Genomic DNA, 25,458 nt, shown 5'->3' with positions numbered 1-25,458 from the left:
CCTTTCGACGCTGAGCGGGTTGATTTCGTAGCGCTTCATGAGGGTTAAATATGGCGCACCTCGAACGTGGGGCCGTCGGTGATCAGCCGCTGGTGATCAAGCAACTCGACCAGAAGCTTGGCGGGATGGCGACTGCTCTTACGGGCAAATTGGGGACTGACGCGATTCAATTCACAGATACTGAAACGCGGCCAATCTTTGACCTGTAGCCATCGCAGCAACCGGTCCGCCTCTTCCTTTACCCGACACACTAGCTCCTGCTTAGTCAGACGTGGGATCTAGGTGAGGTAGTAGCCGACTAAAGCGGAGGCCCGTTGGATATGGTCGACCTCCACGACTCTGCTCTCCTCCACAGCTGAGAGGATGCCGGCGACGCGCAGCAGGTTATCGGCGACCTTTGATCCGCTGGGCCGTACGCTGGCTAGCTCGCCAAACTCTCCTAGCTGAGCTTCGATAGCATCATGCAAATCAAACCAGCGACGACGTGCCAGCGGACTAAGGCTCAGCTCTGACAGCTGCAAGGCTCCGTCAGCGGCTAGTAACCAAGGCTGATAAAACAGAGCTGAAAGGCGGTAATGATAGCGCTTGAGGGCGGCGTGTTTAGACAAGTCGACAGCCTGGTAGCTACGTTGCCCGGCTAGACTGGTGGGCCAGGTCATCAAGCAGCGCCCTAGAATGTCTTGTCCTTGTAGCAACGGGTCACTGAGTAACTGCATTGCCAAGTACGGTTGCAGCATCAGGTGCAGGCTTAGGCGTCGGCCATAGGCTCGTAGGCTTTCGCCGGCCATGGAGCGAGCGCGATCAATCGGGCTACCGTCCCAATGCGACGACAAGGTCGTGACCGCTTTTAAACGGTTGTCCCGACTCGTGGTGCTGCTGCCAAGGAACTGTCCGCCTTCGTCACAGAACAGCCCCATGCTCGGCAAATCATGGCAGAGCCCCTTGATCAAGGCCTCGATCGTCGGGTCTGTGGTGATCAGCCGAGGGGCCGAAGGCTCCGCTTCAAGCGGTATGCTGTTTGTAGGGTCGGAATCGGCAGAATTGTTACGCTGCGCCTGTCACTGTGCGGCACGGTATCGGGCAAGTTGTTCGCGATAGCGCTGCCACTGCTCACGCTCCCATTGCCGTGCCGGCAGCAATGCAAATCAATCTGCCGCTATTTTACGATCCCCTGACGCAGCCACCGTGATCAGGTACAGCGACAGGGGATAATGTCTCCCGTCGAGCTGTAAGCCCGCATGACCTTGGGTGGCCAGCGCCAAGGTGGCCAACACCGATTGCGCGGCCAGTGCTTAGGGCGCGCCGATGACCTCGGCCATGCGCTCAACCGCAGGCCCAAGAATCCCACCCAGTGCCTGCACCGGATAAGGCTTGACCTCCGGATTCGACTCAATCAGCAGTCGAGATGGTCATGGTAGTTCAAGCTTCGGATCTAACTGCTGCATGGGCCCTCTCTCGATCATTACTGGTTGTCCTTACATAGTCCCGCCACGGGCGTTGAGTGTTATCAGAGATCAAGGCCCCTGCGCCCTGTGAGGTGTTCACTGACGCGGAACGAACGGCTCCTTACGCCCGGGAGCAAGGGCAGGAACCCATTAATCTGGTCTCCTTAAACGGATCCGGAGATGCGGGCGGATGGAGGCAGCGCCGACTGACGAGTTCGGCACCTGGAGATGCTGGGTGGGAGAAGGCAACAACATCGACACCTGGCGCATGCCTGAATGTCAGTCAGGTGCGGCCCCTCCATGGCTGCGGCACCGGTGCCTGTGTCGTTGCGGATGGCGACGAACCGGATTTGTCAGGCCGATTGTTTCGGGGAGATTTGCGGCAATGCCCTTTACGACGTGGCTTGCAGCAGTGGTACGTGCGCCCATCTCTTTCCAGGAGAAAGAGACGGACGTAGTCTGGCGCAGCGAAGTGTGCCGGAAGGTGAGGTTGCTGCAACGCAGCGAGGTAGGTTCATCGTCTGCCGCAGTAGACAGATTGGTAGAGAATGCATCCGTCACTCTTGGGGAGTGACCGTGCGAGCCGCCGGACGCTAATCGCACTTCGGGAGAACCACCACGTAAGTGGCATAGCCTTGAAGGTTCTGGCTACCTGGGCAGGTGCTGTCAACGACAGCGGTCCGTGCGCCAATTTTTATACTCACTCAAAATAGCGCTCAAGCGTAATAGTCAACGCGTGCAATAAGTGGCGACTGTCGCCGATTTTGTCGCCATGCTCCAGACCACGTTCTACGTGGGTTGTCGCGGGCGTCGCCGCTGTCGCCACACATACATCCATGCTCAACGAAAAGATTCGCGCACATTGAATGGCGCTGCGCTTGATGGAAATCGCGGGCAATTACTGACGAGTGAAAGCAGGCGTGGCGTTCATGAAGTTGAACATGGAGGGGTGGAGCGCGGCGGCGGAGAGAAAAAGCGAGTGAACCCTCTGATCGGCGCGATCAAAGATCGCTTGATCGGAGGGTTTGGCGAGAAAAGCAAATCTCAAATATCAATTACAGACTCAGGCATCAAAACTGGATGATTGGGAGGTGACTGCCTCACGTCGCATGATCAGCGTCTGCTGCAACCGCAGCAAAAAACCTGCTTCAAACGCCTCTTGCGGATCACCTGGACGATGACGTTTTCGGTTCTGAGACAGCGCCCACCATAACGGTAATGATGAGCCCTCAAGCCAAGTCTATGCGTAACGAACACCCTCCTTTATTACCGGAGCGAACTCATCAAGCCGTTTTTCAGCAACCATCTGCATGTTTTGCCCCGTAGGTTGCTTGGTCCACAGTGTATTTTTCTCCAGCACTCGAGGAGAGTTGCTTAATGAGGCCTTTGCACGAGAAGCCCATCATATTGAGATACTGCTTCGCAGACCTAACCGCCTGCTGGTTCCAATCAATATTCATGCTGTCCACTGCTATCGTAGCGTCAGAAACGTCGAAACCCTGTCCAGCATCAGATGAAAGCTGATGAATAAGCCCATTCCGTGAGAAGCCCGTCATGCTGAGATACTGCTTCGCTGATCTGACTGCATTATTTTGAGGTCCAGTCAAATCTCCAGCCCATGAGGGAGCAGCAGCAAAAAAAGCGACAGCCAATATTACTTTCAAAAAATTCATCGGAATATCTCTAGAACCCATGTAGCGCCTCTAACGGCCTTAAAATTCTTGTCTTACGGCTCAACTTTACATGACACGTCCCTTTGAGGGTACTAAGCGAATTTCCTCGGCTTTCACCTGGTCAATCAGTGCCTGCAGCTGCGGAGATAGGCCAAAAATCACGTTTATTGCGAGAGTCATTTTTTCCTTGATACTGAGCTACCGGACGACGTTGAACTCAACAGACTCGTGGCTAGCTAGACAAGCCGCCTTCTTGTCGACGCCATTTAATTTTAAGTCATAGGTTAGACGTACTGAGCCGTTCGGAGCTTCGTAAAAGCCTTGGTTGGCAATTGTAGCGCCGGGAAGTTTCTCAGCCAATTGGACTGCACAACGAGGTTCAGCATACGCACGGGAAACCGGATCACTCGTAGCCGGCGTGCCCATCTCGATCTGTGTCCGAGTGTAGAAGGTGTTGTAAAGCTGGCCGCTTCTCACTTCTTTGCACTGTACATAAAACTTCGGGTCCACTGGGTCAGAGTCGGTATCGGGCATCGCATACTCAACTGAGGAGCACTTCTCCTGCCTGCGGTGCATTTCAACCAGCGGAGCGAGCAGCGGTTGCCACTTAGCAAACTTGTCCAGTTTCTTACAACCTTCCCCGCAGCCGCCGATCTTTTCGGGAATGGCGCCGGGTGTGATCGGAGCAAGGTGAAGTACAGCTGCTGGCTTGGATTCCTGACCACAGCCGGCCAAGAGCACGGTGACGCTTAAAACGATGAGATATTTCAATGCGGAGTTTCCTTTTTCCGTCAATTAGTATTTTCGAGACTTCGTTTTGCTGAGTTGACGCAATCGCCGTATCCGCTAGCGTCCTCGCTGTCATCGTAAACTTCATCGCAGATCTGCTTCGCTTGCTGGGTCGAGGATGCTGTATGTGCCGGTGGATTGCAGGCTGAAGTATTCGCCGCAATTATCGCGGCGATAATCAAACCCAAAGCTATCAGCGTATGACGGGGCTCCATGATTCGGTTTCCTCGAACAGTTTGTCAGTCGTTGTCCTTGCCTACCGTCACTCCATCCACTGTCAGGGTCAGGAAAACAGGCCAAGTCGAGCCGTTCTTGATATCCCACACATAAAAGTGCTTGCCAGGAGTGCCCATGATCTGTGAGTTGTCCTCGACCTGGCGTCTCGCCTGCTCATCCGGCGCGATTACCTGGAGGGCGTAACACGGACGGCCGGTATCTAAGTCATACGGACCAGCCTGTCGCCGCAATCGAGAGCCGGGGGGCAGAGTGATTTTGTGTTCGTTTTTACCACTGCCAATGATCTTTTCCTCGAACTCGTTGCTGCATTGATAAAGCGTTCATAAGTCCTCGGCCATAGACGCCTCAAGCTTGGCCCAAGCAAGCTTCTTGAAAGGCAATATTAAAACACCTGAAGGGCAGCAATCGGCCGATTCTGTTGAAAAAGTCGGCTTCGAATTCCACCGCAGAAAAATACGCGCCTCAGATTGAAATCTGAATTTTTCGCAGTAGGTTCAGGACTTGGATTTCTCGTAACGACGTGCAAAACAGGTGTCTTCACCCATCAGTATTCGAGCATTTCGTGCAAACCGACTTTTTCAACAGAGTCGGCCAATAGCAGTCAGTCGGATGCTCCCAGCAAAGAAGTACGATTCACGCTGTTACAAAATACCTTCTCAGTATTTTTCAGGGTACGACTACGCTCAGTGATCCTAGACCATTGAGGTTTCGTTATGACAAATGGAATTTTTCACGTTGATTTTCGCGCAAGCACTGGTGACTACGGTGATGGGTTGGTGGTTGTAAAAGATGGCACAGTAAATGGAGGTGATCCTCACTACTTATATCCAGGGAAAGTACCTACCGAATCGGGCTCGTTTGAATCTCAATTCATTGTGAGAAAGTGGCGCGATGGTAATACAAATGTGTTTGGGGTTGATAATTACACCCTTGACGCAAAGGGACACGTCAACTACGAAAATGGAACCCTTGAATTGCAAGGTAGCGTGTCCGGTGCCCCTCACCTGACCATCCAACTGAAAGGGAAAAAAATTCAAAGCGCTATCTAAGTCAGTTGAGTAGATCAGTTGAGACTGTCGCTAATAATAGCGGCAGTCTCTAGTGCGATCTGAACGGCCGAGGCTGAGCTGTGACGACCGACAAAAAGTCGGCCAGAAACCGCCGGTCAAATGCGACCCGAAACATAGCCCCCATAGTCAAATCTCGTAGTGAGTTGGCTTCCCTAGGAAAATTGTATATGATTCGACCTTGATCGCGATAAAGGCCAGCGGCCATTATTGATATAAGTACAACTGAATGATTTAAGAGCAATCCAGATAGATTTATTTGTCGCCCTCAGATTGAGCACCAATAACTCTATCGAAAACTAAACCGCAGGTGTAAAAATCGAAACATCACAATACGCTTCGTAAGTTAACTGAAAGACCTATCGCTGAATTGGAGATCACGTGAGGACTCTGGAAAGTATTTTGAATGACCTACAAACTCTCGAGGTGAGGTTTCAGGCGCACGAAAGAGAGTGGAAGTATCTTAAAAGTCATCATGAATTTCAATTCGATGCAGGTATGAACTTCAAGATTGCAAAACTTTATGAAGAAGGTTGCAGCTGTGCTCATTACTTGGCTGGTGGTTTGAACACCAATGACCTCAAAAACTCCTCGGTACTACTTGATGAATACATTTCACAGGTGATATCCGCCACGCCAGAAGAAGACTACTACAAAAATATACGCAAGCACGCAGAGGGTGAGGCAAATAGTAAGTACCCAACAAACTACACTGTCAAATACATGCTCAGGCAGTATGAGCAACAGTGGGCGGACATACAGCGAGCGCAGCAATTCATCAATGAACTTAAAGGCCTTTCAAATTATCAACCGCTGCGTATGCTTGACCCTATGCAGGTCATTCGAACACGCGTGAAGCACTGGGAGCAGAACGCCCAACTTCACGTGAATGCTAGCGAAACCAATTTAAGATCTCATCTTGTCTCAGAGCTACGAGAAAAAGGATTCAATGCCACCGCTGAAACCCATGCTTTTTTGGGGCATTGCGATATTGTAATCAGCCACCATCAAGGATCAGAGGAAATTGGAAATTTATTAGTTTCAGAGTGCAAATTCTGGGATGGTCCGATGGTACTGTTCGACGCGATATCACAGGTTTGCGGCTACACAACTCCTAATGACATACACGCTTCTGTAATAATGTTTGTTAGAACAGATTTTAAAGATGCCTGCGACAAAGCGCTGCAAACCCTTATCACGCACCCAAGCTATGGAGGTAACGCGAAAGGAAAAGACTATATAGAATTCTTATTGAAGCCCGCTCAAAATCCGGACCTTAAGATTCAAGCCTCCCTACTGCTATGTAACTTAACCATAAAAAAATATACTCGCGCGGATATCATCCCGTCCCCAGTCAGGCAATTCAACAAATATTTAGAAGATGCATTTGCAGAAGGTGAATGCAGGTGCTCCCGCTGCAAGGAAAGTGGAGGTGACGAAACTGGATATTCCCTCAAGCATACGTTTGAATTTTCTGGAGGCCCTGGCAATCGCCGGTTCTCCATAACCACCGCAGATACTGTTTTGAGCGCATTGAAAAAATCCTGGCTATCCTTCTATAAAAAAGAAATGATAACCCTTGGTGATTTCCCATTAGATTTTATCGAAAAATTTGTCGACTCAGAGCTTCAAGATCGGTTGAGACCGCTGTTTTTGGCTAGTGGGTTGGCGATCGAAAAAGACGAAAAGCTAATTTTTAACTATCACTCAAACTACTAGGCTAACGACTGCCATCGGTGAGCTACTGGTTCCGCACACAACTGTATGGGTTAGGTGCCGCACCAGCCCATGTAGCTCCATCAGGGCGACAGCTTAGGCGCTGGCCTATGCCTTCGAGCAGGAAGTAGATAGCATCCGCTTTTGTAGATGCTCGACGTCCGCTCCTGGCCGATTTCTGTCTGCCACGACAGGCGGGAGTCGGCCAAGAGCGAAAAGTGCCCACTAGATCTGTCCTCTTTCTGTATATTCCATTAGTTATAGTTTTTTGCCTTAGATGCCAACGAAGCCACCAGCAGGCCTACTGATATCAAACCAAAAAATGACATGGCTGCCCCGATCATATTAAGTGCTTCACTGGCCTGATTTATTTCCAGTATCGAGACATTCGTATAAGACTGAAAGGAAAATGTAATCGATCTTAACGCATCGCTATAGGTGCTAGAGTCTTGCTTGAAATAACCGAGTGACGAAGTTATAGAAATAATAACTATTGAAAATAGTATTATATTAAAAGGTCTCTCCCCATACCCCCAATATAATTCTTGTATAGACATCCATAAGTAACCAATCAGCGCATATAATCTGCCCCCTATTCCTGTGGCAGACTTAGCACTTGAGAAAGTTTCCCACCTGTGTTTTCGGTCTGATTTCTTCTCTGTCAAAAAATGCTTTCCAGCCAAATCAGGATACCCTAAGTGTGAAAAAATCATTTTTGCAGACTTGTGGAAGTTTTTCTTTTCATTGGGTGAGGAATTAAATATATCAGAGTATTCTAAGCGACAATCTAAAAGCTCGGTAGCAGACAGCTTCAGATCAAGTCGCCGCGACCTTATCGAAGACCTGTCAAGCTTTGAGTTGCTCAGCTCAATCTTGTGATCGCCATGCTCAAACTGACAGGAAGATAAACCGCCGTTTTTTACGGTAATTTCAACTGAACATTGATGAAACGTTATCGCGTGAATCGAACCAACAACTTTGAAGTTTCTCAATTTAGAAAATGCGATGATTTGAAAGCTGGTGATGATTGGAGAGATAAGCGTCAGGTTGTCAATGTTTGTAAATTCGAGATTCTTTTCTCCCACTACACCGTCTGCTATTTCTACTCCGCCTCCACCAAGCTTGAGCAGTTCGAGCCTCGGTGGAGCTTTTACAAAAGGCATTGATTTTAATGAGTCCGCGGTAAAGCGCGGCATGAATAATGGTATGTTGAGTTGTATGTTTGAATTACTGTTCAAATAGTCTGAGGATTTTGACGTTCTTCCTGAAGGCGTAAAGAACAGAGCGATACCCCTGATGTCTTTTAGCTTGTTAGGAAAAGCCCATTCCATCCTAGAATAGGCCCAATCAATATAGCTTACAAAAAAAACCTGTCTCAAAATCTTAAAGCGAGCTGTATTTCCAGATTCGTTTTTTCCAAAAAACTCATATCTTACAACTTCATTGGCGGGGAATTCTTTAAAAATTGAGACTCCCACGTCGTGTTCGATATACGTTGCATTTTCTCCGTAGGATTTTATGAATCTGGATGGGCCGTGAAACAACAAATCTGCTTCAGTCAATCCAACCTGTTCAGAAAGCCATAAGGAAAAATAAGGTAAACTATCAAACAAGAATGCGACAATCCTAGGGAAGTCATGCTGTCGCCTCCAATTATTAAAGTCTTCATCCTTCCAGAACAACCAGTCACTTGGCGCAAGCTCAATATTTTCTGTGTATTGCTTACTACTTGCTAACATATTATCTTTCCTTGTGGATCGAAGAAGACACGCTCGTACATTAATTTAAGCCAATAAACTTTTAATCAAAAGTTGTAGGATGTCTACTTACTATATCAACGCCAGCATTTTGGCATGACAGTCGCGCTCATAACCTTGTCTATTTTCTCCAGCCTTCTCACTGAGATCAGCAAGGATCGTTGACCGGCCGAATTGGGCACGTTGCACTTCATTGGTAAGCAATAGCTTCAGTAGTCCCCCTCGGCAGCCGCGGTTGATTCGCGATAGATCGGGGGATTTGCTTAAGAAAAAAAGGGGAAATATTGATTATGCAGACTGTCCGCTTTTGGCCGGAAGCTACAAGCGGAACTGAGTTATTAATCCACCTTCTACGTCTTGCTGATCGATATCACCTTCTCCCGCGCGGCTAAAACCCTGAAGAAAATTGTGCCAGTTTAAATCAGACGGCGTCCGCATCGATTGAAGTAATAAATTGCCGAGACACCAATGATTTATCATTATGTTTTGATGTCATTGACATACTTAAAGGGTCGAAATCATTCTGAGCTATCTCTTTTGCTAAAAATAAGTCTTTAGGTAATGGTATCTCTGCAAACGGATTGTAGTATAGGTGTAGACCATCTAGATGAGTTTCTCGGTGATTCGAGGGCTTGCATAGCGTAACGTCTGAACCACAGACTAAATGGCCGTTAAAGTATCTATGAGAAAATATATCGTGACCGGATTCAATTTCTACATGATGCTTACCTATCATGTCCAAACCCTCTTTTACCATAAACTCTACGACACCCATTTCTCGGTATCTTGTGGACTTCACAAAGCCATCAACATTCGTGCCTATTAGAGCTTTGCTAAACATCCCTACGGTTGAGAAAATTATCGCGCTAATTTCCTTGTGGCTATCGTTTGTGAATATTCCGAACTCGACTGGCTTACTATTTTCGTTTAGTGCTCGGTGAATGACCGGTCTGCCATTACCTGTTTTGCTGTCGACACCGTATAGTGCACGATTAATTGCGATATTATTTTGAGAAAATGACAAGTGAGTATCAAAAGGAGCTACCGCTAACACAAATGGATTGCCCTTGACGTGATCTAGTGACGAATATGGGTGCTTCTTTTTTCCTGCCAAGAATAATTCGCGCTTATCCCTTATTTTGCCCACCAGCTTTATTGCACTTAGATCATAGAATCGTTCACCATCCAATTTATTTTCAGCAGCTCGCCCTTTTGCACTGTGATATTCGACCGCTCCATTAGATCTATGATTAGAGGTGACCGCCTCAATATTTAAAATCCTACCCGACGAATGAATCAAACAAAAGTCCGGGCTTTCCTTTGAGTAGTCAACCTTAAACCCAAGATCACCGAAAGCTTTATTTAGATATAATTCCCAAAAGCTGGAGTTGAATGACAACTGGAATTCTTTAACAAATTTTTTCCACTCTTTTCTGCGCTGACTGAGACCGGCAGACCATTCATTTATATTATCTCTGGCCTGTGCGTAACAGGCCTGATCGATTATATTTTTGACATCTGGGTGTAAATTTCTCTCTTCAACTTCAAGCTTGAATAAATCCATTTAAATTAACTCTCTAAGGCGCGATGGTTACGTGTTTTCTGTAGGGACGCAGATCTTACCTCATAGGCGAAAAATTATTTAGAGCCTGATCGCTGACCGGCTACTATTGGCCGGGTTCTGCCGTTCACCACCTTCAGCCTCCTATCAAGCGCAACCTGTATCCCGAGAGCGGCAGGAAGATCACCCCCAAATCAAAGATGAGAAGCAAAGGCGTAAAATCGATTACAAGCGCCAGGCCAGAGCGTGGATATCTCGTGGGGTATTCCAGTTGGTATTCCAATCAAAAATAAAAAATAAAAAATAAATTTATCTTCAATAATCAATGCCATAGGATGTCAATTCAGATTACCCCGGCCACCAAACAAGCTTAACAAACCAGACACCTTGCGTAGCGCACAACGGCTTTTCTGTACCTGAATGCTCGGTTTTGGCTGCATAGCGCCCGTGTCACAACATCGCTCCATCTCCCCCTTGCAGAACCTCGCCCACAGGTCGAAACTGCACCAAACGACGAGGTACCCCATGGCACTCGACTACCCGCCCAGCCTTCTGTCCCAAGAAGAACGAGCAGCCATTGCTGAAATCGAAGCCACCACCAACATCCTGCGGTTAGTGACCAGGCTCACCAACATGCGCTTCGCCGCGATCACCAAATTTGGCGATGCTGAATTGGTAATCTGCTCCGTGCACGATTCCGCCGACCTGGGAATTAATGCGGGTGAGGCTTTTCCGCTGGAAGACACGATCTGCAGCGAGTTTCAGCGGGACCCTGTGCCCTTACTTATTCCGAAAGTCAGCCATGACCACAGCTTCGCCTCACGACTGATCGTCAAGACTTATGATCTGGACAGTTATGTAGGCGTGCCCATTTTCCTGCCTGATGGCCGGTTGTACGGAGCGCTTTGCGCGATTGATTCACGACCTGTGCTGTTCGAAGATCCTGATCTGTGCGAAACGCTCGAGATTTTTGCCCGGTTGATCGGGTGTATATTCTTTGCAAGCTTGGTGGTGAAGGTGGCGAGTTCCGCGATTGAGTTGGAGTGATTTTTGGAAGGTGACGGCAGGGTCAGTTACACATGCACACCTTCCCCTTCACACCCCTCGCATCACCTCCCCTCCTTCCACCCCAATCGCCTCACAAATCTCCAGAAACTCCACCACATCCAACCTCCTCTCCGCATTCTCCACCTTGGAGATATAAGACTGTGGCCTCCCCACCCGCCGTGCAAGCTCAGTCTGGCTCAGTCCCTTTTCTTTCCTGCACGCGATGAGTGCCCGGATCAGCGTGGAATAGCGTTCTGTATGGATGGATTTCATAAGGACTGCCGAATGACGATTCGGCTCCTTAAGTAAACCCAAAACAGGATTATCCCAAAATAGGATAGTGATGCTATGGTTAGCTTCAGCTTTCACATCAGCCAAGAAGGGGAATGGTCATGGAACGTCCATCACAATCGCTCAAGCTCGTCGGTTCGGATTTCACTGTAGGCAGCCGAGAATTCTTGCCGGCTCCGATCACCAAGGAAGAGATCCTCGAAGGCATCTGCCACTGCGTGCTGGAGCGCTGGCATCAGCTTGCTCCTGAAAACCAGACCGCGTTGGGTCTGGACACCAGCACTGCCGAATCGCCCGACGAGCAGGCAATACAGTCGGTGACTTGGCTGCTGCTGGAAGCCGCAGGTTTAGCTGCACGGAAGGCGAGGCAAGAACAGAACAAGCGATTGGACACTGCCGATTACTAACGGCGAAGCGTCCTACCCCATCGGACTAAACCCCGAACCCGCCGAACAATACCGCTCCCGCAGTGCCGGATTCCGCTCTGAACGGCACTGCTCCTTGAACCACTGCTTCGCGCCTTTCCTGCACTCGCGGTATTCAATCGATCCAGTCCGGTAACCGCTGCACACGCTACCGTAATCCACCCGGTTATCGCTGACACTCCATGAAGCGGTGTATGAATTCTTCCTGTCCCAACCGAGTATTTGGTGCGACTCAGAGCTACTGCTGCTACCAGCGCGCCGAACTGGCGTAGAACCCTGCCCCGCCTTGTACTCCGCCAGATACTGCGCCGACACCATCCCCTGCACCGCCCGTTCTTCCCGCGTAGGCCGAGGCGCATCTCCATACCGACAGCGCAACGTCTGATCAGTAATCGCGTTGTTAGCGCCCATGCACTCCTGCAGGCTTTTTGGCACAGCTGGAGCTACTGCTCGCACAACGGGCGCAGATACAGGAGCAGGTTCAACAACTGGTCGTTCCGCCCGCTCAACCAATTGAGTCGCCGGCACAGCGCGAACCGGCTCCAGATGCGCCGTAACCCGAGACCAGTTCATCCCCACTGCAACCACTGGCACCAACACCCAACACCACCACTCCGGATGCACACGTTGTTGAATACGCGGACGCGGCGCTATGGGCTCGTCGAACAGGTCGTCTTGAGGGCTCATTTGAATTCCATTTCCCAGACAAAGGTAGAAACACCATCACTGAACTACCTATCGGTAGCCCTTTGCCATTCTTTAGTCGTTGCCCCTGCGCTGCACCTTCATGGTGCCGTGTGAAAATCCCCTCAAAAAATCGTTAACGCTTTGTGAAACTCTTGTTAGGATATTCGACTGAGATTCATTCGCACCTGCCAGGAAGGCACCCTTTAACTTCTTTCATCGTCGGAATCCCTTCCATGGCCCTTCGTTTTCCTTCTCGCCCTACTCTTCTGGCGGTGTGCTGCTCTGTGAGCATCGGCGCCCACGCTGCGGATGCTCTCGTGCTCGATGCCACGTCGATCGACGCGCAAACCAACAAGACCACCAAAGGCGCTTCACCCGATGTGTTTGCCGGTGGCCAAGTCGCGCGCGGTGGGCAGATGGGTGTGCTGGGCAATCAGGACAACATGGATGTGCCGTTCACGCTGACCAGCTATACCTCGAAGCTGATCGAAGATCAGCAGGCGGAGGACGTGGGCGATGTGTTGCTCAATGATCCGTCGGTGCGTCAGTCGTTTGGTTTCGGCAACCAGGCGCAGGTGTTCGTGATTCGTGGTTTGCCGCTGTCCAGTGATGACATTTCCTACAACGGTTTGTATGGGGTGTTGCCGCGGCAGATCATTTCCACCGATGCGGTGGAACGGGTCGAGGTGTTCAAGGGGCCAAACGCTTTCATCAACGGCGTGAGCCCGACGGGGACCGGGCTGGGCGGCAGTGTGAACCTGGTGCCCAAGCGGGCAGGTGATGAGCCTATCCGTCGTTACACGCAGGACATCAGTACCGATGGCCGCGTGGGCGAGCACCTGGACCTGGGCCAGCGGTTCGGCGAGGACAACCGTTTCGGTGCGCGGGTGAACCTGGCGCAGCGCGAGGGTGATACGGCGATCGACGACGAGGCGCAGCGCACCAAGCTGTTTACGCTGGGGCTGGATTATCGGGGCGACAACTTCCGCCTGTCCGGCGATTTTGGTTATCAGAAACAGCGCATCAACAACCTGCGCAACTCGGTGCGCCTGGGCACGATCACGAGCATTCCGCGGGCGCCGGATGCCAGCCATAACTATGGCCAGGATTGGACCTACAGCCAGACCGAGGACACCTTCGGCATGTTGCGTGGCGAGTGGGACCTCAACGAGGACTGGACGGCCTACGTGGCGGGTGGCGCGAAGCACACGCGTGAGAACGGTGTGTACGGCACGCCGGTACTGACGGATTCGAACACGGGCGCGGCGACCATCGGCGGATCGAAGATTCCGCACGACGAAGACAATGCCACGTTCATGACCGGGATCAACGGCAACCTGCAAACCGGGCCGGTCAGCCATCAGATCAGCCTGGGCGCGTCGAGCATCTGGACCGAGCAGCGCAATGCCTATGAGTTCTATCAGTCCACGGGTACCACCAACATCTACAACACCGCCTCCTTGGCGAAGCCGACTGCGGTGAGCTTCGCGGCCGGTGACATGAGCGACCCAGGCATCACCGGCAAGACGCGCAACCGCAGCCTGGCGGTGTCGGATACTTTGGGTTTCTTCGACGACAAGGTGCTGGTGACGGCCGGGCTACGGCGCCAGCAGTTGCTGGTGCAGAACTATGCCTATGAGTCGACCACTGGTGTCGGTGGCTCGCGCACTTCCATGTACGACGAGGCGATCACCACGCCGGTGTATGGCATCGTCTATAAGCCAGTAGAGTCGGTGTCGCTGTTTGCCAACCGTATCGAGGGGTTGTCGGCAGGGCCAACGGCGTCGGGTCAGGTCGTCAACGTGGGTGAGGCGTTTCCGCCGGGACGCACCAAGCAGGTGGAAGCCGGGATCAAGCTGGACAAGCAATCGTGGGGTGCCACGTTGGCGGCGTTTCGTATCGAGCGGCCGACTGACGGCTTCACGCAGAGCTTTGCAGCCCCCGGTGGCGGCACCGTCGATGTGTACGTACGCGATGGCAAGCAGGTCAACCGCGGGGTGGAGTTGAGTGTGTTCGGCGAGCCGGTGGAAGGCTTGCGCTTGATGGCCGGCGGTACACGCCTGCAGTCAGAACTCGAGGACACAGCGGGCGGCTTGAACGACGGCAACCACGCCATCGGCGTGCCGACGTTCCAGCTCAATGCGACGGTGGACTGGGACGTGCCGGGGCTGAACGGCCTGGCGCTCAACGCCCGTGCACTGCGCACCGGCGGCCAGTATGCGGACCAGGCGAACACATTGAGCCTGCCCACCTGGAACCGCTTCGACGCGGGCGCGCGTTACACCTTCAAGGTCGAGCGCAAGGCCGTCACCCTGCGCATGAACGTGGAGAACATCACCGACAAGAACTACTGGGCTTCGGCCAACGGCGGCTACCTGACCCAAGGTGAGCCACGGCTGGTGAAGTTTTCCGGGACGGTGGATTTCTAAAGGGTGATGGTGTGCGGGCGCGGACGCAGCAGGAGCAATTCCTGGTCCACGCCCAGCGCGTCGATGCACTGCAGTGCGTTGTATGCGCGTAATGCTTGGCCAACTACCACGTCACCCATTTCAGTTTCGAGTTATTACCTCGGCCTTTTCTTGAAAAACAGTCCTGTTAGGATGCCCCCCCTCTTGATGGCCTGGCAGGACAAAACACCTCCAGCCGCATTGGACAGGGTGGCCAACGGCTGGCCATTTCCTGTGACTCAAGCTTTATTGATCCTCCGGGTAAGGTTTCAGGTACTGATATGCAATGGTTGAAGGACAAGTACGCGGCCACTTCAGTGGCACATCGGCTTTATATGGTTTCGATAGTTCTAGTCTGCTTGGGTTTGTTACTGTCCAGAAGCTGGGGCACGGCCGCTTTGGATGTAACCAGCATGATCGCTGCTGGCTTCATGATTGCGGGCTTCATCATGTGGTGTCTGCCAGTGGCCCGCTGGATGCGTAAGAAATGGCATAAGCCGTTGTACAAAACGCCTATCGTTCTGTTGCACTTGTTAGCACTGCTGGTCGCAACCGGGTTATCGCGCTTTGCAGTTTCCGAAGCATTGGGCTTGCCGCCGCAGTCTTTCGATCTGACGGTTGGCCTGCTGGCGTTGCTGTTCTATATACCGGCGTGGATGGTGGTGGTGGCGCTTTTGCTGTTCCTTGGTGGACTGCTGCTGCTTGCAGTCACAGGTGTTGCGGTGGTTGTTTTTGCTGCTATTCAGATGGGTGCCTCATTCCTGAAGATCTTCGGCGTTAGTTACTCTCCTCAGTTCAATCCGGGTATGGCGTTGTTCCACTCCGGAGGCGCTATTGCAGCTGGCATGGTGCTGGTTGCGTGCTATTCGTTCTTCACTGACAGCTATCAGCCTTGGGTGCTGTCGGCGATCAGAACGACTGCCGTGATCGCCGACTTTCACCCCGCCCCGAATTACCCCGATGTAAGACCCGGCGAAAGAATTCACCCGTTGGATAACGGTTACACAGCCTATGCACAGGAGCAGCCTGACCACAGCATCGTGATTGGCGTCAGGACGCAGGAAGCCAACGCACATGATCAGCCGTTGGCCAATCCCATCCCCTCTCCGGGGCAGCTGATGAAACCGCTGTTTGAGCGGTTGTCTGTTCCGGTAGAGTCGGGAAAGGCGTCCTGAACGAAGCAGCAGAACCGCGCGTTCATCCGTAAGAAGCTGGGCATGGCCGCGATGTTCGCGACGAAAACCCGCCGTTAACTCTGCAGATCCGAAGGGTCATGGGTCTTGAGCCAGTCCGCCAACGCCGCATTCATACGCGTCTGCCAACCAGGTCCAGAGGCTCGGAATTCAGCAAGCACGGCAGGTTCGATGCGAATTGAAATGCGCTCTCGCACAACACCGGCCTTGGGCCTGCCGCGACGGATCGCTCGAGTACCTTCGTACTCGTCGGCGCGCTCGAAAAAGGCGTCGGTCAGCTCCGGAGCATCGTCAGGGTCGATCCAGTGGATGTCGGTAGCGGTCTTGTTCTCGCTCATTGGCTTTCCTCATGGAAATGATGCGGCGGACGGGATCCACACCTCGAGGATCACCCGCGCGTGCACAGGCCTGCGGCGCTGAAGATCATAGCTGTTTCAGGTACGCCTGCCACGCACCCCCCCATTGAACGCCCCTGTCCCTTACCGCACACTGCCCCCCATTCTTTTCCAATCAAACGGCCTTCCATGAGCGACCAGCCCAACCCCATCCCTCTCATCATCCTCGACGTGCAAGACGCCATCGACCAGCCGAAGTGGAATGGCAAGAGCAACCCCGGCTACCTGGAAACCATTCAGCGGCTGCTGCAGCTTTGGCGTTCGAATGGCTGGCCGGTGATGCACGTGAAGCACGATGAACCCACACCCACTTCGACCTACCACACCCACGGCCCATGGAATGGCATCAAGCAAGAAGTTGCCCCGCTGGACAGTGAACCGGTCATTACCAAACAGCAGAACTGCGCGTTCATCGGTACCGATCTGGATGCCGCGCTCAAGCAGATGCAGGTGACGCGTTTTGTGCTGACGGGCGTGGTTATCCACAACAGCATGGACGCCACGGTTCGGGTGGGGAAAGCCTTGGGTTACAACATCATTCTTCCATCGGATGCCACGACGGCGGTGCCGGTCACCGCAGCGGACGGCACCGTTTGGGATGCTGAAACCGTTCATGATCTGACGTTGGCGATACTCGGTAGCGAGTATGCCGAGGTGGTGCTAGCCAGCGATGTCGTCGAGGCGCTCGGGCTGGCGTGAGCGGTGAGCGGCGAAACCAACTTCAAATCATCCCGAATACACGCCACCCCATGCGCCACTCCTACCTCCCTCAACAGCGGCCGATCCTGCGCGCAGGCGGGCAGCACGTACGGGCAGCGGGTGCGAAACGCACATCCCGAAGGCGGTGAAATAGGGCTTGGGATATCGCCCTGCAGCACGATCCGCTGCCGCCGCTGCCCCGGTTCGGGCATGGGGATCGCCGACATCAGTGCTTCGGTGTACGGATGGCGCGGGTTGCTGAACAGCTCGCGGGTAGGCGCGATTTCGACGATGCGGCCCAGGTACATCACGGCCACGCGGTCGGCGATGTGACCGACCACGGCCAGGTCGTGGGTGACGAACAGCATGGTCAGGTTCATCTGCCGGCGGATGCGCGCGAACAGGTTGAGCACCTGAGCCTGGACCGATACGTCGAGGGCGGACACCGGCTCGTCGGCCATGATGAATTCGGGTTCCAGGGTCAGGGCGCGGGCGATGCCGATGCGCTGGCGCTGACCACCGGAAAATTCGTGGGGGTAGCGGTCCAGGTACTGCGCCGCAAGGCCGACGGTTTCCAGGGCCTGGCCAGCTTTTTCGCGGCGCCCGGCGCCGTCGAGTTCGGGGTTGTGGAAGCGCAGCGGCATGGCGAGGATTTCGCCGACGCTCATGCGCGGGTTGAGGGAGCCGTAGGGGTCCTGAAAGATCATCTGCATGCGCTTGCGATAGGGTTTGAGCAGGCGGTCGTTGAAGGGCGTGATTTCAGTATTGTCGAAGACGATGTGCCCGTCGGTGGGCGGGTCGAGCATCATCAGGCTGCGGCCCAGGGTGCTCTTGCCCGAGCCGCTTTCGCCTACCAGGCCGAGCACTTCGCCACGGGCGATGCTCAGGTCGACGCCATCCACGGCGCGGACCAGGTTGTCGTCGCGGTCGCGGCGGCTGGCGAGAAACGTCTTGCGCACGGGGAAGTGTTTTTTCAGGCCGACGACGTCGATCAGGGGACGTTCTTTCATCGTGCACCTCCGTGTTCGACGGGCAGTTCGCGCCAGCGCACGCAGCGCAGGTCATGGCCCAGTTCGATTTCTTCGAGATCGGGCGCCTGGCTGTCGCAGCGGCCGGCGATGCTGTAGGCGCAGCGCGGGTGGAACGCGCAGCCGCTGGGCGGCGAACTGGGGTCGGGGACAAAGCCGGCGATGGTGCCCAGTTCACCCTGCGCCAGGCCGGCCTGTTCGAAGCGCGGCACGGCGGCCAGCAGGCCGCGGGTGTAGGGCATGCGCGGCGAGGACAGCACCTGGCTGACGCTGCCCTGTTCGACGATACGCCCGGCGTACATCACCATGACCCGGTCGGCGATTTCTGCGACGACGCCGAAGTTGTGGGTGATGAACAGGATGGCCATGCCGTTCTTTTTCTGCAGGCTGCGCAGCAGGTCGAGAATCTGCGCCTGCACGGTCACGTCCAGCGCCGTGGTGGGCTCGTCGGCGATCAGCACGTCCGGCTCCATGGCCAGGGCGATGGCGATCATCACCCGCTGGCGCATGCCGCCGGACAGCTCGTGCGGATAACAGTCCAGGCGCTTGACCGGCTCGGGGATGCCGACCTGCTCCAGCAGTGCCAGCGCTCGAGCACGGGCGTCGGCCTTGCTCAGCGACTGGTGGAAGCGGATCGCTTCGGCGATCTGGTCGCCCACGCGGTGCACCGGGTTCAGCGAGGTGAGCGGTTCCTGGAAGATCATCGCCACCCGATTGCCGCGCACGTGGCGCATCTGCTGCTCGCCCATCGCCACCAGGTCGATGGGCTTGCCGTGGTGGTCGGCGACGATGGCGCTGCCGTCGATGCGGGTTTTCGGCGCCTCGGCCAGCAGCTTCATGATGGCCAGACTGGTAACGCTCTTGCCTGAACCACTTTCGCCTACCAAGGCGAGGGTTTCGCCGGCGCCGATGGTGAAGTTGATGTCGTGGACCACGGGGACGTAGCCGACACCCTTGCGGAAGGCGACGTTGAGGTGCGCCACGGCGATCTTTTCATCTGCGTTCATTTAAGGTCGCTCCTGCCGTCCAGCGCGTCGCGCAGGCCGTCGCCGATGAAGTTGAAGCTGGTCACCGCCAGGGTGATGGCCAGCCCGGGAATGATCGCCAGCCAGGGCGCCTTGCCCAGGTACTGTTGGGCGGCGTTGAGCATGTTGCCCCAGCTGGGCAACGGTGGCTGGATGCCGTAGCCGAGGAAGCTGATATAGGCCTCCAGCAGGATGGCGTTGGCGATGGTCAGGGTGGCCGCGACGATGATCGGGCCGATGGCGTTGGGCATCAGTTCGCGGAACATGATCCAGCGGTTGCTGGCGCCGATCATGCGTGCGGCCAGGGTGAAGTCGCGCTCGCGCAGCGAACGGATTTCAGCCTCGACGATGCGCGAGATTTCCATCCAGCTGGTCACGGCGATGATCAGGGTGATCATCATCGGGCTGGGCTTGGTGAACGCTGCCAGCACCAGCACCAGGAACACGCTGGGAAAGGACAGAAAGGCATCGACGAAGCGCATCAGGCCGGCGCCGACCCAGCCGCGGTAGTAACCGGCAACGACGCCGATCAGGGTGCCGATGACGATGCTGATGAGCATGGCGCAGAAACCCACCATCAGCGAGATGCGCCCGGCGTTGAGCAGGCGCGCGGCGGTGTCGCGGCCCAGGGCGTCGGTGCCCAGGTAGTGATTACCGGTGAGCGGTGGCGCGAAGCGGTTGCGGATATCGATAGTCAGGTCGTTGTAGTGCAGCAGGTAGGGGCCGAACACGCAGGCCAGCACCAGCACGGTGATCATCACCACGCCGAGCACGGCCAGTTTGCGGCGCATGAAACGGCGCAACGTCGGGTTGGCCAGCCATACCCAACGGGGCGAAGCAGGCAGGCAGCGAGTGGCAGTGGTCATCGGCAGTACTCCTTCAGGCCAGCCGCACGCGGGGGTCGGCGACGCCTATCAACAGGTCGGCGAGCAGGTTGCCCAACAGCACCAGCACCGCCGAAAACATCAGGATGCCCATGATCACCGGGTAGTCGCTGTAGCCCAGGCTGTCGAGGAACAGCCGGCCCATGCCGGGCCAGGTGAACACCGTTTCGGTGACCAGCGCGCCACCGAGAATGGTCGGGATCTGCAGCCCGGCCAGGGTGATCATCGGCAGCAGCGCGTTGCGGATGACGTGGTGGGTGAGCACCCGGCGATAGGGGACGCCCTTGGCGCGGGCGGTCCGGACGAAATCCTGGTCGATCACGTCCAGGGTGGCGGAGCGCATGTAGCGGCTCCAGATCGCCACGTTGACCAGGGCCAGCACCAGCACCGGCAGTACCAGGTGAATGGCGTAGTCACCCAGGGATTGGTCACCGATGGTGTACATGTTGCCGGCCGGCAGCCAGCCCAGGTGCAGGGAGAAAAAGAAGATCGCCACCAGGCCGAACCAGAACGTGGGAATCGACAGCGCCACCATCGCGCCCACCGTGGCCAGGGTGTCGAACACCGAATAGCGGCGCACTGCGCCGAGCACGCCGACCCAGGTGCCGATGACGATCGACAGCACGGTCGAGGTGCCCATCAGCAGCAACGTTGCGGGCAGGTGTCCGGCGATCACGCTGAGCACCGGACGGCCGTCGCGAAACGAGTGGCCCCAGTCGCCGACGAACAGGTGGCTGAACCAGTCGATGTACTGCACTAGCAGCGGCCGCTTCAGGCCCAGCTGCTCGGCGATGCGGTCCAGTTCGGCCTGGCTCATGCCGGGGTTCAGGGCGAACTGCGACATGGGCCCGCCGGGGGCCAGGTTGAGCACCATGAAGCCGATCAGCGAAACCAGCACCAGCACCACGGCGCTCTGCCCCAGGCGGTTGAGAATGTAGTTGGGCATGCGTCAGATCCTCTGCAGTACGAACGACGCCGGGCCGTGCGGCCAGGCGTGGGCGTGCATTCAGGTCCAGGACCAGGTGTTGACGTTCCAGGGTTCGATGCGCAGGTTGATGTTGCCGGTGAAGCCCTTGAGGCCCGATTTGTAGCCGCGCACGTAGGTGTACTGGAACAGCGGCAGAATCGGCAGGTCCTGACGGATGAGGTCCTGAACCTGCACGTACACCGCCTTGCGCTGGGCGACGTCCTGCATAGAGGCGCCCTGGGCCAACAGTTCGTCGACCTTGGCGTTGACGTACTGCGAGTTGTTCTGCCCGGCGCCACCCTTGGCATTGGTCGACTGCGAACCGAAGTAGTCGCGGGTGTCGGGGTCGGCCCCGGTGAGGAAGTTGTTGCCGACGATCACCGAGTCGAATTTGGACTGCACCCAGTACTCGCCCCACATCACGGCGGGCGGCAGGTTGGAGATTTTCATTTCCACGCCGATGGCCAGCCAGGTCTGCTGGATGAACTGCTGGGCCTGTTCACGGATCTGGTTGCCAGCGGTGGTGGAGTTGGTGAACGACAGGCGCACCCCGCCCTTCTCGCGAATGCCGCCCGCACCCGGTTTCCAGCCCGCGTCATCGAGCAGTTTGCTGGCCGCTTCGATGTTGAAGCTTTGCTTGGGCAGGTTGGGGTTGTAGTAAGCCGACTGCTGCGGCATGTAGGTTTCGGTGGGCAGCACCAGGCCGAAATACAGCTCGTCGATGATGGTCTTCTTGTCGATGGCCATGTACAGCGCCTGGCGCACGACGGGGTCCTTGAACTGCGGGCGCTCCATGTTCAGCGTTACCGATTCGATGGTGGCCACCGGCAGGATCACCACGGTGCGTCCGGCCAGGTCTTTGGCTTCTTCGTAATGGTCGGGGGTGATGCCCTGCATCGCGGTGACGTCGATGTCGCCGGTCTTGAACTGGGTATAGAGCACGGTGAGGTCGGGGATGTACTTGAAGATCACGCTTTCAAGCTGCGGTTTGGTGCCGTAATAGTCCGGGTTGGCCTTGAGCTGGATATGGTCGCCCGCCACCCGCGTGCCCCACCTGAACGGGCCGGTGCCGATCGGCGCATTGTTGAACGGCGCGGTGTTGACGTCGGCGGCAGCCGAGAGGATGTGCTTGGGCAGTATGAACGTGGACGACAGAATCGACGCGTAGGGCGCGTAGGACTTCTCCATGCGCCAGTGGATTTCGGTGGGCGACACCACGGTGATGTCGCGGAGCAGGTCATGCCCCGCGCGGCGGCCACTGCGGAAATTCGGCGAGACGATCAGTTCCAGGGTGTACTTCACGTCATCGGCGGTGAAAGGCCGACCGTCGTGCCACTTCGCGTCGCTGCGCAGCTTCACCTTCCATTGCAGGCCGTCGGCAGAGATACCGCCGTTGGCCACGGTCGGCACTTCGGTGGCCAGGGCCGGGACGAATTCGCCAGTGGGCGCAATGCCGAACAGCGGGTCGAACACGTTCCAATGGATGCCATCATCCACCTCGATGTGCGGCATGTGCGGGTTGAACACCGTGGGCTCCTGGGACAGGCCGATGATCACCTGCCCGGACGGCGGCGCGGCCATGGCCGCGAACGATTGGCTGCTGCGGCCCAAAGGCAGCAAGGTGCCCGCAGCACCGATGATGGCCATGGCCAGCGCCTGGCGGCGGGTTGGGTTCAACAGGCTGTTACCTTTGTTCGAGTCATCGCGTCGCGACATGCTGAAGCTCCCACTGTGAGGAAGAAAGGGCAGGTGGCAGGCGCTGGAAAGCGTCATGGACGCTGGACCCGGGCTCGTTCGGACGAGCTTCTGAAGGGGTGTTGCCGTTTGAACGGGTGGTTCTAGAATCCGGAAATGGGCCGTGGGTTGGAGCCGTCGGTAAAGCGCGAGAGACGGAACGCTTGCGGGTCGACGATCGGGGTTTCGCCGGTGACCAGGTTGGCCATCAGCCGCCCGGCCGCCGGGCCGATGCCAAAGCCATGACCGGAGAATCCGGTGGCGATGAAAAAGCCAGGTACGCCATCCACGGCCGAAATCACCGGCACGGCATCGGGCGTGACATCGATCATGCCGCCCCAGCGCTGCGCGACCCGTACGTTGGCGAACACCGGAAAGGCGCGGGTCAGGCTGGCCAGGGCGCGGTTGGATTGGCGGATCGACGGCACCGGGTCGAGCACGCGGCGGTATTCGAAGGGGCTGGCTTCGTCCAGCGCCCAACGCTTGGGCAACACCGCTTCCTGGAAGAAACGCTGGCCCAGGCGAAACGACAGGGACTTGTGCTCCTGCTGCAGAGCAGGCCAGAACTGCCGCGCGTAGCGAAAGGAGTCGGGCACGATGTCAGCAATGTTCTCGTGGCCAGAGGCAACCGTGTAGCCACCGTCCTGGCGTTTGCGCACGGCAAAATCCATCGCCCAGATGGCTGCTTCCGGACCGCCCTGCAGCGGCGTGGTGCGGATCACTGAATTGAGTACCTTGAGCTGGGGCAGGTGCACCTTCAATGGCGAGCAGAACAGGCTCGACCAGGCGCCGCCGGCCAGCACCACGGACGTGCAGGCGATCGGGCCACGCTCGGTGATGACGCCACTGACCCGGCCCGCTGCGCGCTCGATGCCGCGCACCGCGCATTCGGTGAGGATCACCGCGCCCCTGGCCCGGGCCGCTTCGGCAATCGCCGGAGCGGCCTGCTGCGGCTCGGCGCGACCGTCGTCGGGGGTGTACAGCGCGCCCTTGATCGGTAGCCGCGCGACACCAGGCAGCAAGCCGGCCAGGTCGGTGCCCGAGACCATCCGCGCACGCACCGGGTACTCGTCCAGGTTGGCCTTCCAGCGCTCATGCTCCGCGTAGCTTTGATCATCCGCGCAGGTGAAGAGAATGCCGGAGCGGGTGTAGCCGACGTCCTTGCCAATGCGCGCGGCCAGGTCGTTCCAGATGCTCAGCGCATGAGCCATCAAGGGCAACTCGCGCGGATCACGGCGCGAGATGCGTACCCAGCCCCAGTTGCGGCTCGACTGTTCGTGGCCGATGCCACCTTTTTCGCACAAGGCCACTTTCAAGCCGCGTTCGGCCAGCTCCAAGGCTGTGGATGCACCGACGATGCCGCCGCCGATCACCACCACATCGACTCGGTCCGGCAGGTGTTCATCGCCCTGTACAGGTACTACGCGAGGTCCAGGCATCGGTTGCTGTCATCCCTGTGGATCGTGGTGAGAAGGACCGTGAGGGCCCGGATATTGCACTGCACTTGCCGCGCCTGCCAGACCTGGCCTTTTGCTTGGTGCGGGTTCGGCCATTGTCGTTTCCAGGGAGAGCTACACATGCCCCAAACCGACTCATCCCCAGCTCGTCTGCCGCGCTGCACGACCCAGGGCACGCAAACGCTGGACCGCTCCTTCGACATTCTTCAGGCGATTGCCGCGCGCGGCGAGCCTGGCGCGACCATCGAAGAACTCAGCGCCGATACCCGGCTCAGCCGCGCGACCCTGTATCGGCTGCTCAAGGCAATGAAATCCTACGGCTTCGTGCGCCTGCCACGGCTGCGCGGGCCTTACTTCCTGGGTTACCAACTGCTTAGCCTGGGTGCCCAGGCCGGCAACACCGGTGGCGTGCGCGAGCTCGCCCGCCCGGCCCTGCTGCGTCTGTGCGAGACCTTTCAGGACAGCTTCTTTCTGTTCGTTCAGGATGGCTACTACGCCCTGTGCCTGGAACTGCACGAGGGCGCCAACCCCACCCAGAGCTTTGCCGATTGCGTGGGCGCGCGAGTGCTCAGCGGTGTCGGCCAAGGCTCGCTGGCCCTGCTCAGCCACCTGCCGACCGCAGCACGCGCGCAGATTCTGGAGCACAACGCGCCGCGCCTGCTGCGTGAATACGCCATCAGCGACAGCGCCCTGCGCTCGACTTTCAAGCAGGTGCGCCAACAGGGTTACGCCTGTGGCCTGGCTGATCGCGTACTGCCGCTGCACACCGGCGTGGCGGTGCCGATTCTGGACGCCAACGCTGCCCCCGTGGGCGCGCTGAGCTGCGCCCTGCCGAGCGTGCGCATGACCCCGCTTTATCAGCAACGGCTGGTGCAAGCCATGCGCCAGGAAGCGGACCGCATCGCGCAACGGCTCGGGGCTTGAATATGAGCGT

The 25,458-nt window shown here is 56.2% G+C and carries 22 protein-coding genes and 1 pseudogene; 9 read left to right on the top strand and 14 right to left on the bottom strand.

Features of this window, described 5'->3' with window-relative positions:
• Positions 1–44: 44 nt before the first annotated feature.
• Positions 45–1,319 (bottom strand): annotated as a pseudogene (locus IFT57_RS24995) (YfjI family protein).
• Between the two features lie 871 nt (positions 1,320–2,190).
• On the opposite strand from IFT57_RS24995, the gene IFT57_RS24990 reads away from it, so the two are divergent.
• Entirely contained in the window at positions 2,191–2,529 is a 339-nt protein-coding gene (locus tag IFT57_RS24990; RefSeq protein WP_192153032.1) for a hypothetical protein, read from the top strand.
• 211 nt (positions 2,530–2,740) lie between these two features.
• On the opposite strand, the gene IFT57_RS24980 is transcribed toward IFT57_RS24990, so the two are convergent.
• Positions 2,741–3,139 carry an Ltp family lipoprotein gene (locus IFT57_RS24980; RefSeq protein WP_244657427.1) on the bottom strand — a complete coding sequence of 133 codons (399 nt, stop codon included), beginning with the start codon at positions 3,137–3,139 and terminating at the stop codon, positions 2,741–2,743.
• Positions 3,140–3,316: 177 nt separating this feature from the next.
• A complete protein-coding gene (locus IFT57_RS24975) occupies positions 3,317–3,889 on the bottom strand; it encodes a hypothetical protein (protein ID WP_192153031.1) in 573 nt (190 codons plus the stop codon).
• A gap of 968 nt (positions 3,890–4,857) precedes the next feature.
• Here IFT57_RS24975 and IFT57_RS24970 point away from each other — a divergent pair.
• Together IFT57_RS24970 and IFT57_RS24965 are read left to right on the top strand one after the other, a co-directional pair.
• Complete coding sequence (locus tag IFT57_RS24970; protein WP_192153030.1) at positions 4,858–5,193, top strand: GrlR family regulatory protein; 336 nt, start codon at positions 4,858–4,860, stop codon at positions 5,191–5,193.
• Between the two features lie 420 nt (positions 5,194–5,613).
• Positions 5,614–6,930: a hypothetical protein gene (locus IFT57_RS24965; protein ID WP_192153029.1), complete on the top strand. Its 1,317-nt coding sequence runs from the start codon at positions 5,614–5,616 to the stop codon at positions 6,928–6,930.
• 251 nt (positions 6,931–7,181) lie between these two features.
• Here IFT57_RS24965 and IFT57_RS24960 read toward each other — a convergent pair whose 3' ends face one another.
• A complete protein-coding gene (locus IFT57_RS24960) occupies positions 7,182–8,666 on the bottom strand; it encodes a hypothetical protein (protein ID WP_192153028.1) in 1,485 nt (494 codons plus the stop codon).
• Between the two features lie 439 nt (positions 8,667–9,105).
• The gene (locus IFT57_RS24955) at positions 9,106–10,248 is read right to left on the bottom strand and encodes a hypothetical protein (RefSeq protein WP_192153027.1); all 1,143 of its coding nucleotides are present in this window, start codon (positions 10,246–10,248) and stop codon (positions 9,106–9,108) included.
• A gap of 522 nt (positions 10,249–10,770) precedes the next feature.
• On the opposite strand from IFT57_RS24955, the gene IFT57_RS24950 reads away from it, so the two are divergent.
• Positions 10,771–11,292, top strand: coding sequence for a GAF domain-containing protein (locus IFT57_RS24950; RefSeq protein ID WP_192153026.1), 522 nt, complete (start codon positions 10,771–10,773; stop codon positions 11,290–11,292).
• Between the two features lie 48 nt (positions 11,293–11,340).
• Here the strand turns inward: IFT57_RS24950 and IFT57_RS24945 are convergent, their stop codons facing one another.
• Positions 11,341–11,661 (bottom strand): helix-turn-helix domain-containing protein, encoded by a 321-nt coding sequence (locus tag IFT57_RS24945; RefSeq protein ID WP_342030380.1) that lies wholly within the window; start codon positions 11,659–11,661, stop codon positions 11,341–11,343.
• Positions 11,662–11,684: 23 nt separating this feature from the next.
• Between IFT57_RS24945 and IFT57_RS24940 the strand changes: the two genes are divergently transcribed.
• Positions 11,685–11,990 (top strand): hypothetical protein, encoded by a 306-nt coding sequence (locus IFT57_RS24940; protein ID WP_192153025.1) that lies wholly within the window; start codon positions 11,685–11,687, stop codon positions 11,988–11,990.
• Positions 11,991–12,928: 938 nt separating this feature from the next.
• Positions 12,929–15,124, top strand: a complete 2,196-nt coding sequence (locus tag IFT57_RS24935) for a TonB-dependent receptor (protein ID WP_192153024.1) — start codon at positions 12,929–12,931, stop codon at positions 15,122–15,124.
• Here the strand turns inward: IFT57_RS24935 and IFT57_RS27140 are convergent.
• A complete protein-coding gene (locus tag IFT57_RS27140) occupies positions 15,121–15,243 on the bottom strand; it encodes a hypothetical protein (RefSeq protein WP_274605220.1) in 123 nt (40 codons plus the stop codon). The two genes, IFT57_RS24935 and IFT57_RS27140, sit on opposite strands and share 4 nt — an antisense overlap.
• A gap of 180 nt (positions 15,244–15,423) precedes the next feature.
• On the opposite strand from IFT57_RS27140, the gene IFT57_RS24930 reads away from it, so the two are divergent.
• On the top strand, positions 15,424–16,317 hold the full coding sequence (locus IFT57_RS24930; protein WP_192153023.1) for a hypothetical protein: 894 nt from the start codon (positions 15,424–15,426) through the stop codon (positions 16,315–16,317).
• A 74-nt stretch (positions 16,318–16,391) separates the two neighbouring features.
• Here the strand turns inward: IFT57_RS24930 and IFT57_RS24925 are convergent, their stop codons facing one another.
• Positions 16,392–16,673, bottom strand: coding sequence for a BrnA antitoxin family protein (locus IFT57_RS24925; RefSeq protein WP_192153022.1), 282 nt, complete (start codon positions 16,671–16,673; stop codon positions 16,392–16,394).
• A gap of 186 nt (positions 16,674–16,859) precedes the next feature.
• Between IFT57_RS24925 and IFT57_RS24920 the strand changes: the two genes are divergently transcribed.
• Positions 16,860–17,429 (top strand): isochorismatase family protein, encoded by a 570-nt coding sequence (locus IFT57_RS24920; RefSeq protein ID WP_192153021.1) that lies wholly within the window; start codon positions 16,860–16,862, stop codon positions 17,427–17,429.
• Here the strand turns inward: IFT57_RS24920 and IFT57_RS24915 are convergent.
• The 6 genes from IFT57_RS24915 to IFT57_RS24890 form a co-directional block, all read right to left on the bottom strand.
• A complete protein-coding gene (locus tag IFT57_RS24915; RefSeq protein WP_192153020.1) occupies positions 17,342–18,439 on the bottom strand; it encodes an ABC transporter ATP-binding protein in 1,098 nt (365 codons plus the stop codon). The genes IFT57_RS24920 and IFT57_RS24915 overlap by 88 nt on opposite strands.
• On the bottom strand, positions 18,436–19,464 hold the full coding sequence (locus IFT57_RS24910) for an ABC transporter ATP-binding protein (protein ID WP_192153019.1): 1,029 nt from the start codon (positions 19,462–19,464) through the stop codon (positions 18,436–18,438). The genes IFT57_RS24915 and IFT57_RS24910 overlap by 4 nt, the downstream gene beginning before the upstream one ends.
• Complete coding sequence (locus IFT57_RS24905; protein ID WP_192153018.1) at positions 19,461–20,348, bottom strand: ABC transporter permease; 888 nt, start codon at positions 20,346–20,348, stop codon at positions 19,461–19,463. Before IFT57_RS24905 ends, IFT57_RS24910 begins: the two co-directional genes overlap by 4 nt.
• 13 nt (positions 20,349–20,361) lie before the next feature.
• On the bottom strand, positions 20,362–21,312 hold the full coding sequence (locus IFT57_RS24900) for an ABC transporter permease (RefSeq protein ID WP_122480235.1): 951 nt from the start codon (positions 21,310–21,312) through the stop codon (positions 20,362–20,364).
• Between the two features lie 60 nt (positions 21,313–21,372).
• A complete protein-coding gene (locus tag IFT57_RS24895; protein ID WP_199869129.1) occupies positions 21,373–23,049 on the bottom strand; it encodes a peptide ABC transporter substrate-binding protein in 1,677 nt (558 codons plus the stop codon).
• Between the two features lie 122 nt (positions 23,050–23,171).
• Positions 23,172–24,506, bottom strand: a complete 1,335-nt coding sequence (locus IFT57_RS24890) for an NAD(P)/FAD-dependent oxidoreductase (RefSeq protein ID WP_192153017.1) — start codon at positions 24,504–24,506, stop codon at positions 23,172–23,174.
• Between the two features lie 138 nt (positions 24,507–24,644).
• Here IFT57_RS24890 and IFT57_RS24885 point away from each other — a divergent pair, with 138 nt between their 5' ends.
• Entirely contained in the window at positions 24,645–25,448 is an 804-nt protein-coding gene (locus tag IFT57_RS24885; protein ID WP_192153016.1) for an IclR family transcriptional regulator, read from the top strand.
• Positions 25,449–25,458: the final 10 nt, after the last annotated feature.

This window comes from Pseudomonas sp. CFBP 13719, from assembly GCF_014842095.1.
In the GTDB taxonomy this organism is placed as follows: Bacteria; Pseudomonadota; Gammaproteobacteria; order Pseudomonadales; family Pseudomonadaceae; genus Aquipseudomonas.
The sequence above is the reverse complement of the archived record's forward strand: the minus strand, read 5'-3'. Positions and strand labels throughout refer to the sequence as shown.

Coding starts and splice junctions, on each gene's coding strand:
- IFT57_RS24980 (WP_244657427.1), bottom strand. CDS start 3,139: ATGGGTTCTAGAGATATTCCGATGAATTTTTTGAAAGTAATATTGGCT.
- IFT57_RS24970 (WP_192153030.1), top strand. CDS start 4,858: ATGACAAATGGAATTTTTCACGTTGATTTTCGCGCAAGCACTGGTGAC.
- IFT57_RS24960 (WP_192153028.1), bottom strand. CDS start 8,666: ATGTTAGCAAGTAGTAAGCAATACACAGAAAATATTGAGCTTGCGCCA.
- IFT57_RS24955 (WP_192153027.1), bottom strand. CDS start 10,248: ATGGATTTATTCAAGCTTGAAGTTGAAGAGAGAAATTTACACCCAGAT.
- IFT57_RS24950 (WP_192153026.1), top strand. CDS start 10,771: ATGGCACTCGACTACCCGCCCAGCCTTCTGTCCCAAGAAGAACGAGCA.
- IFT57_RS24940 (WP_192153025.1), top strand. CDS start 11,685: ATGGAACGTCCATCACAATCGCTCAAGCTCGTCGGTTCGGATTTCACT.
- IFT57_RS24935 (WP_192153024.1), top strand. CDS start 12,929: ATGGCCCTTCGTTTTCCTTCTCGCCCTACTCTTCTGGCGGTGTGCTGC.
- IFT57_RS27140 (WP_274605220.1), bottom strand. CDS start 15,243: ATGGGTGACGTGGTAGTTGGCCAAGCATTACGCGCATACAACGCACTG.
- IFT57_RS24930 (WP_192153023.1), top strand. CDS start 15,424: ATGCAATGGTTGAAGGACAAGTACGCGGCCACTTCAGTGGCACATCGG.
- IFT57_RS24925 (WP_192153022.1), bottom strand. CDS start 16,673: ATGAGCGAGAACAAGACCGCTACCGACATCCACTGGATCGACCCTGAC.
- IFT57_RS24920 (WP_192153021.1), top strand. CDS start 16,860: ATGAGCGACCAGCCCAACCCCATCCCTCTCATCATCCTCGACGTGCAA.
- IFT57_RS24915 (WP_192153020.1), bottom strand. CDS start 18,439: ATGAAAGAACGTCCCCTGATCGACGTCGTCGGCCTGAAAAAACACTTC.
- IFT57_RS24910 (WP_192153019.1), bottom strand. CDS start 19,464: ATGAACGCAGATGAAAAGATCGCCGTGGCGCACCTCAACGTCGCCTTC.
- IFT57_RS24905 (WP_192153018.1), bottom strand. CDS start 20,348: ATGACCACTGCCACTCGCTGCCTGCCTGCTTCGCCCCGTTGGGTATGG.
- IFT57_RS24900 (WP_122480235.1), bottom strand. CDS start 21,312: ATGCCCAACTACATTCTCAACCGCCTGGGGCAGAGCGCCGTGGTGCTG.
- IFT57_RS24895 (WP_199869129.1), bottom strand. CDS start 23,049: ATGTCGCGACGCGATGACTCGAACAAAGGTAACAGCCTGTTGAACCCA.
- IFT57_RS24890 (WP_192153017.1), bottom strand. CDS start 24,506: ATGCCTGGACCTCGCGTAGTACCTGTACAGGGCGATGAACACCTGCCG.
- IFT57_RS24885 (WP_192153016.1), top strand. CDS start 24,645: ATGCCCCAAACCGACTCATCCCCAGCTCGTCTGCCGCGCTGCACGACC.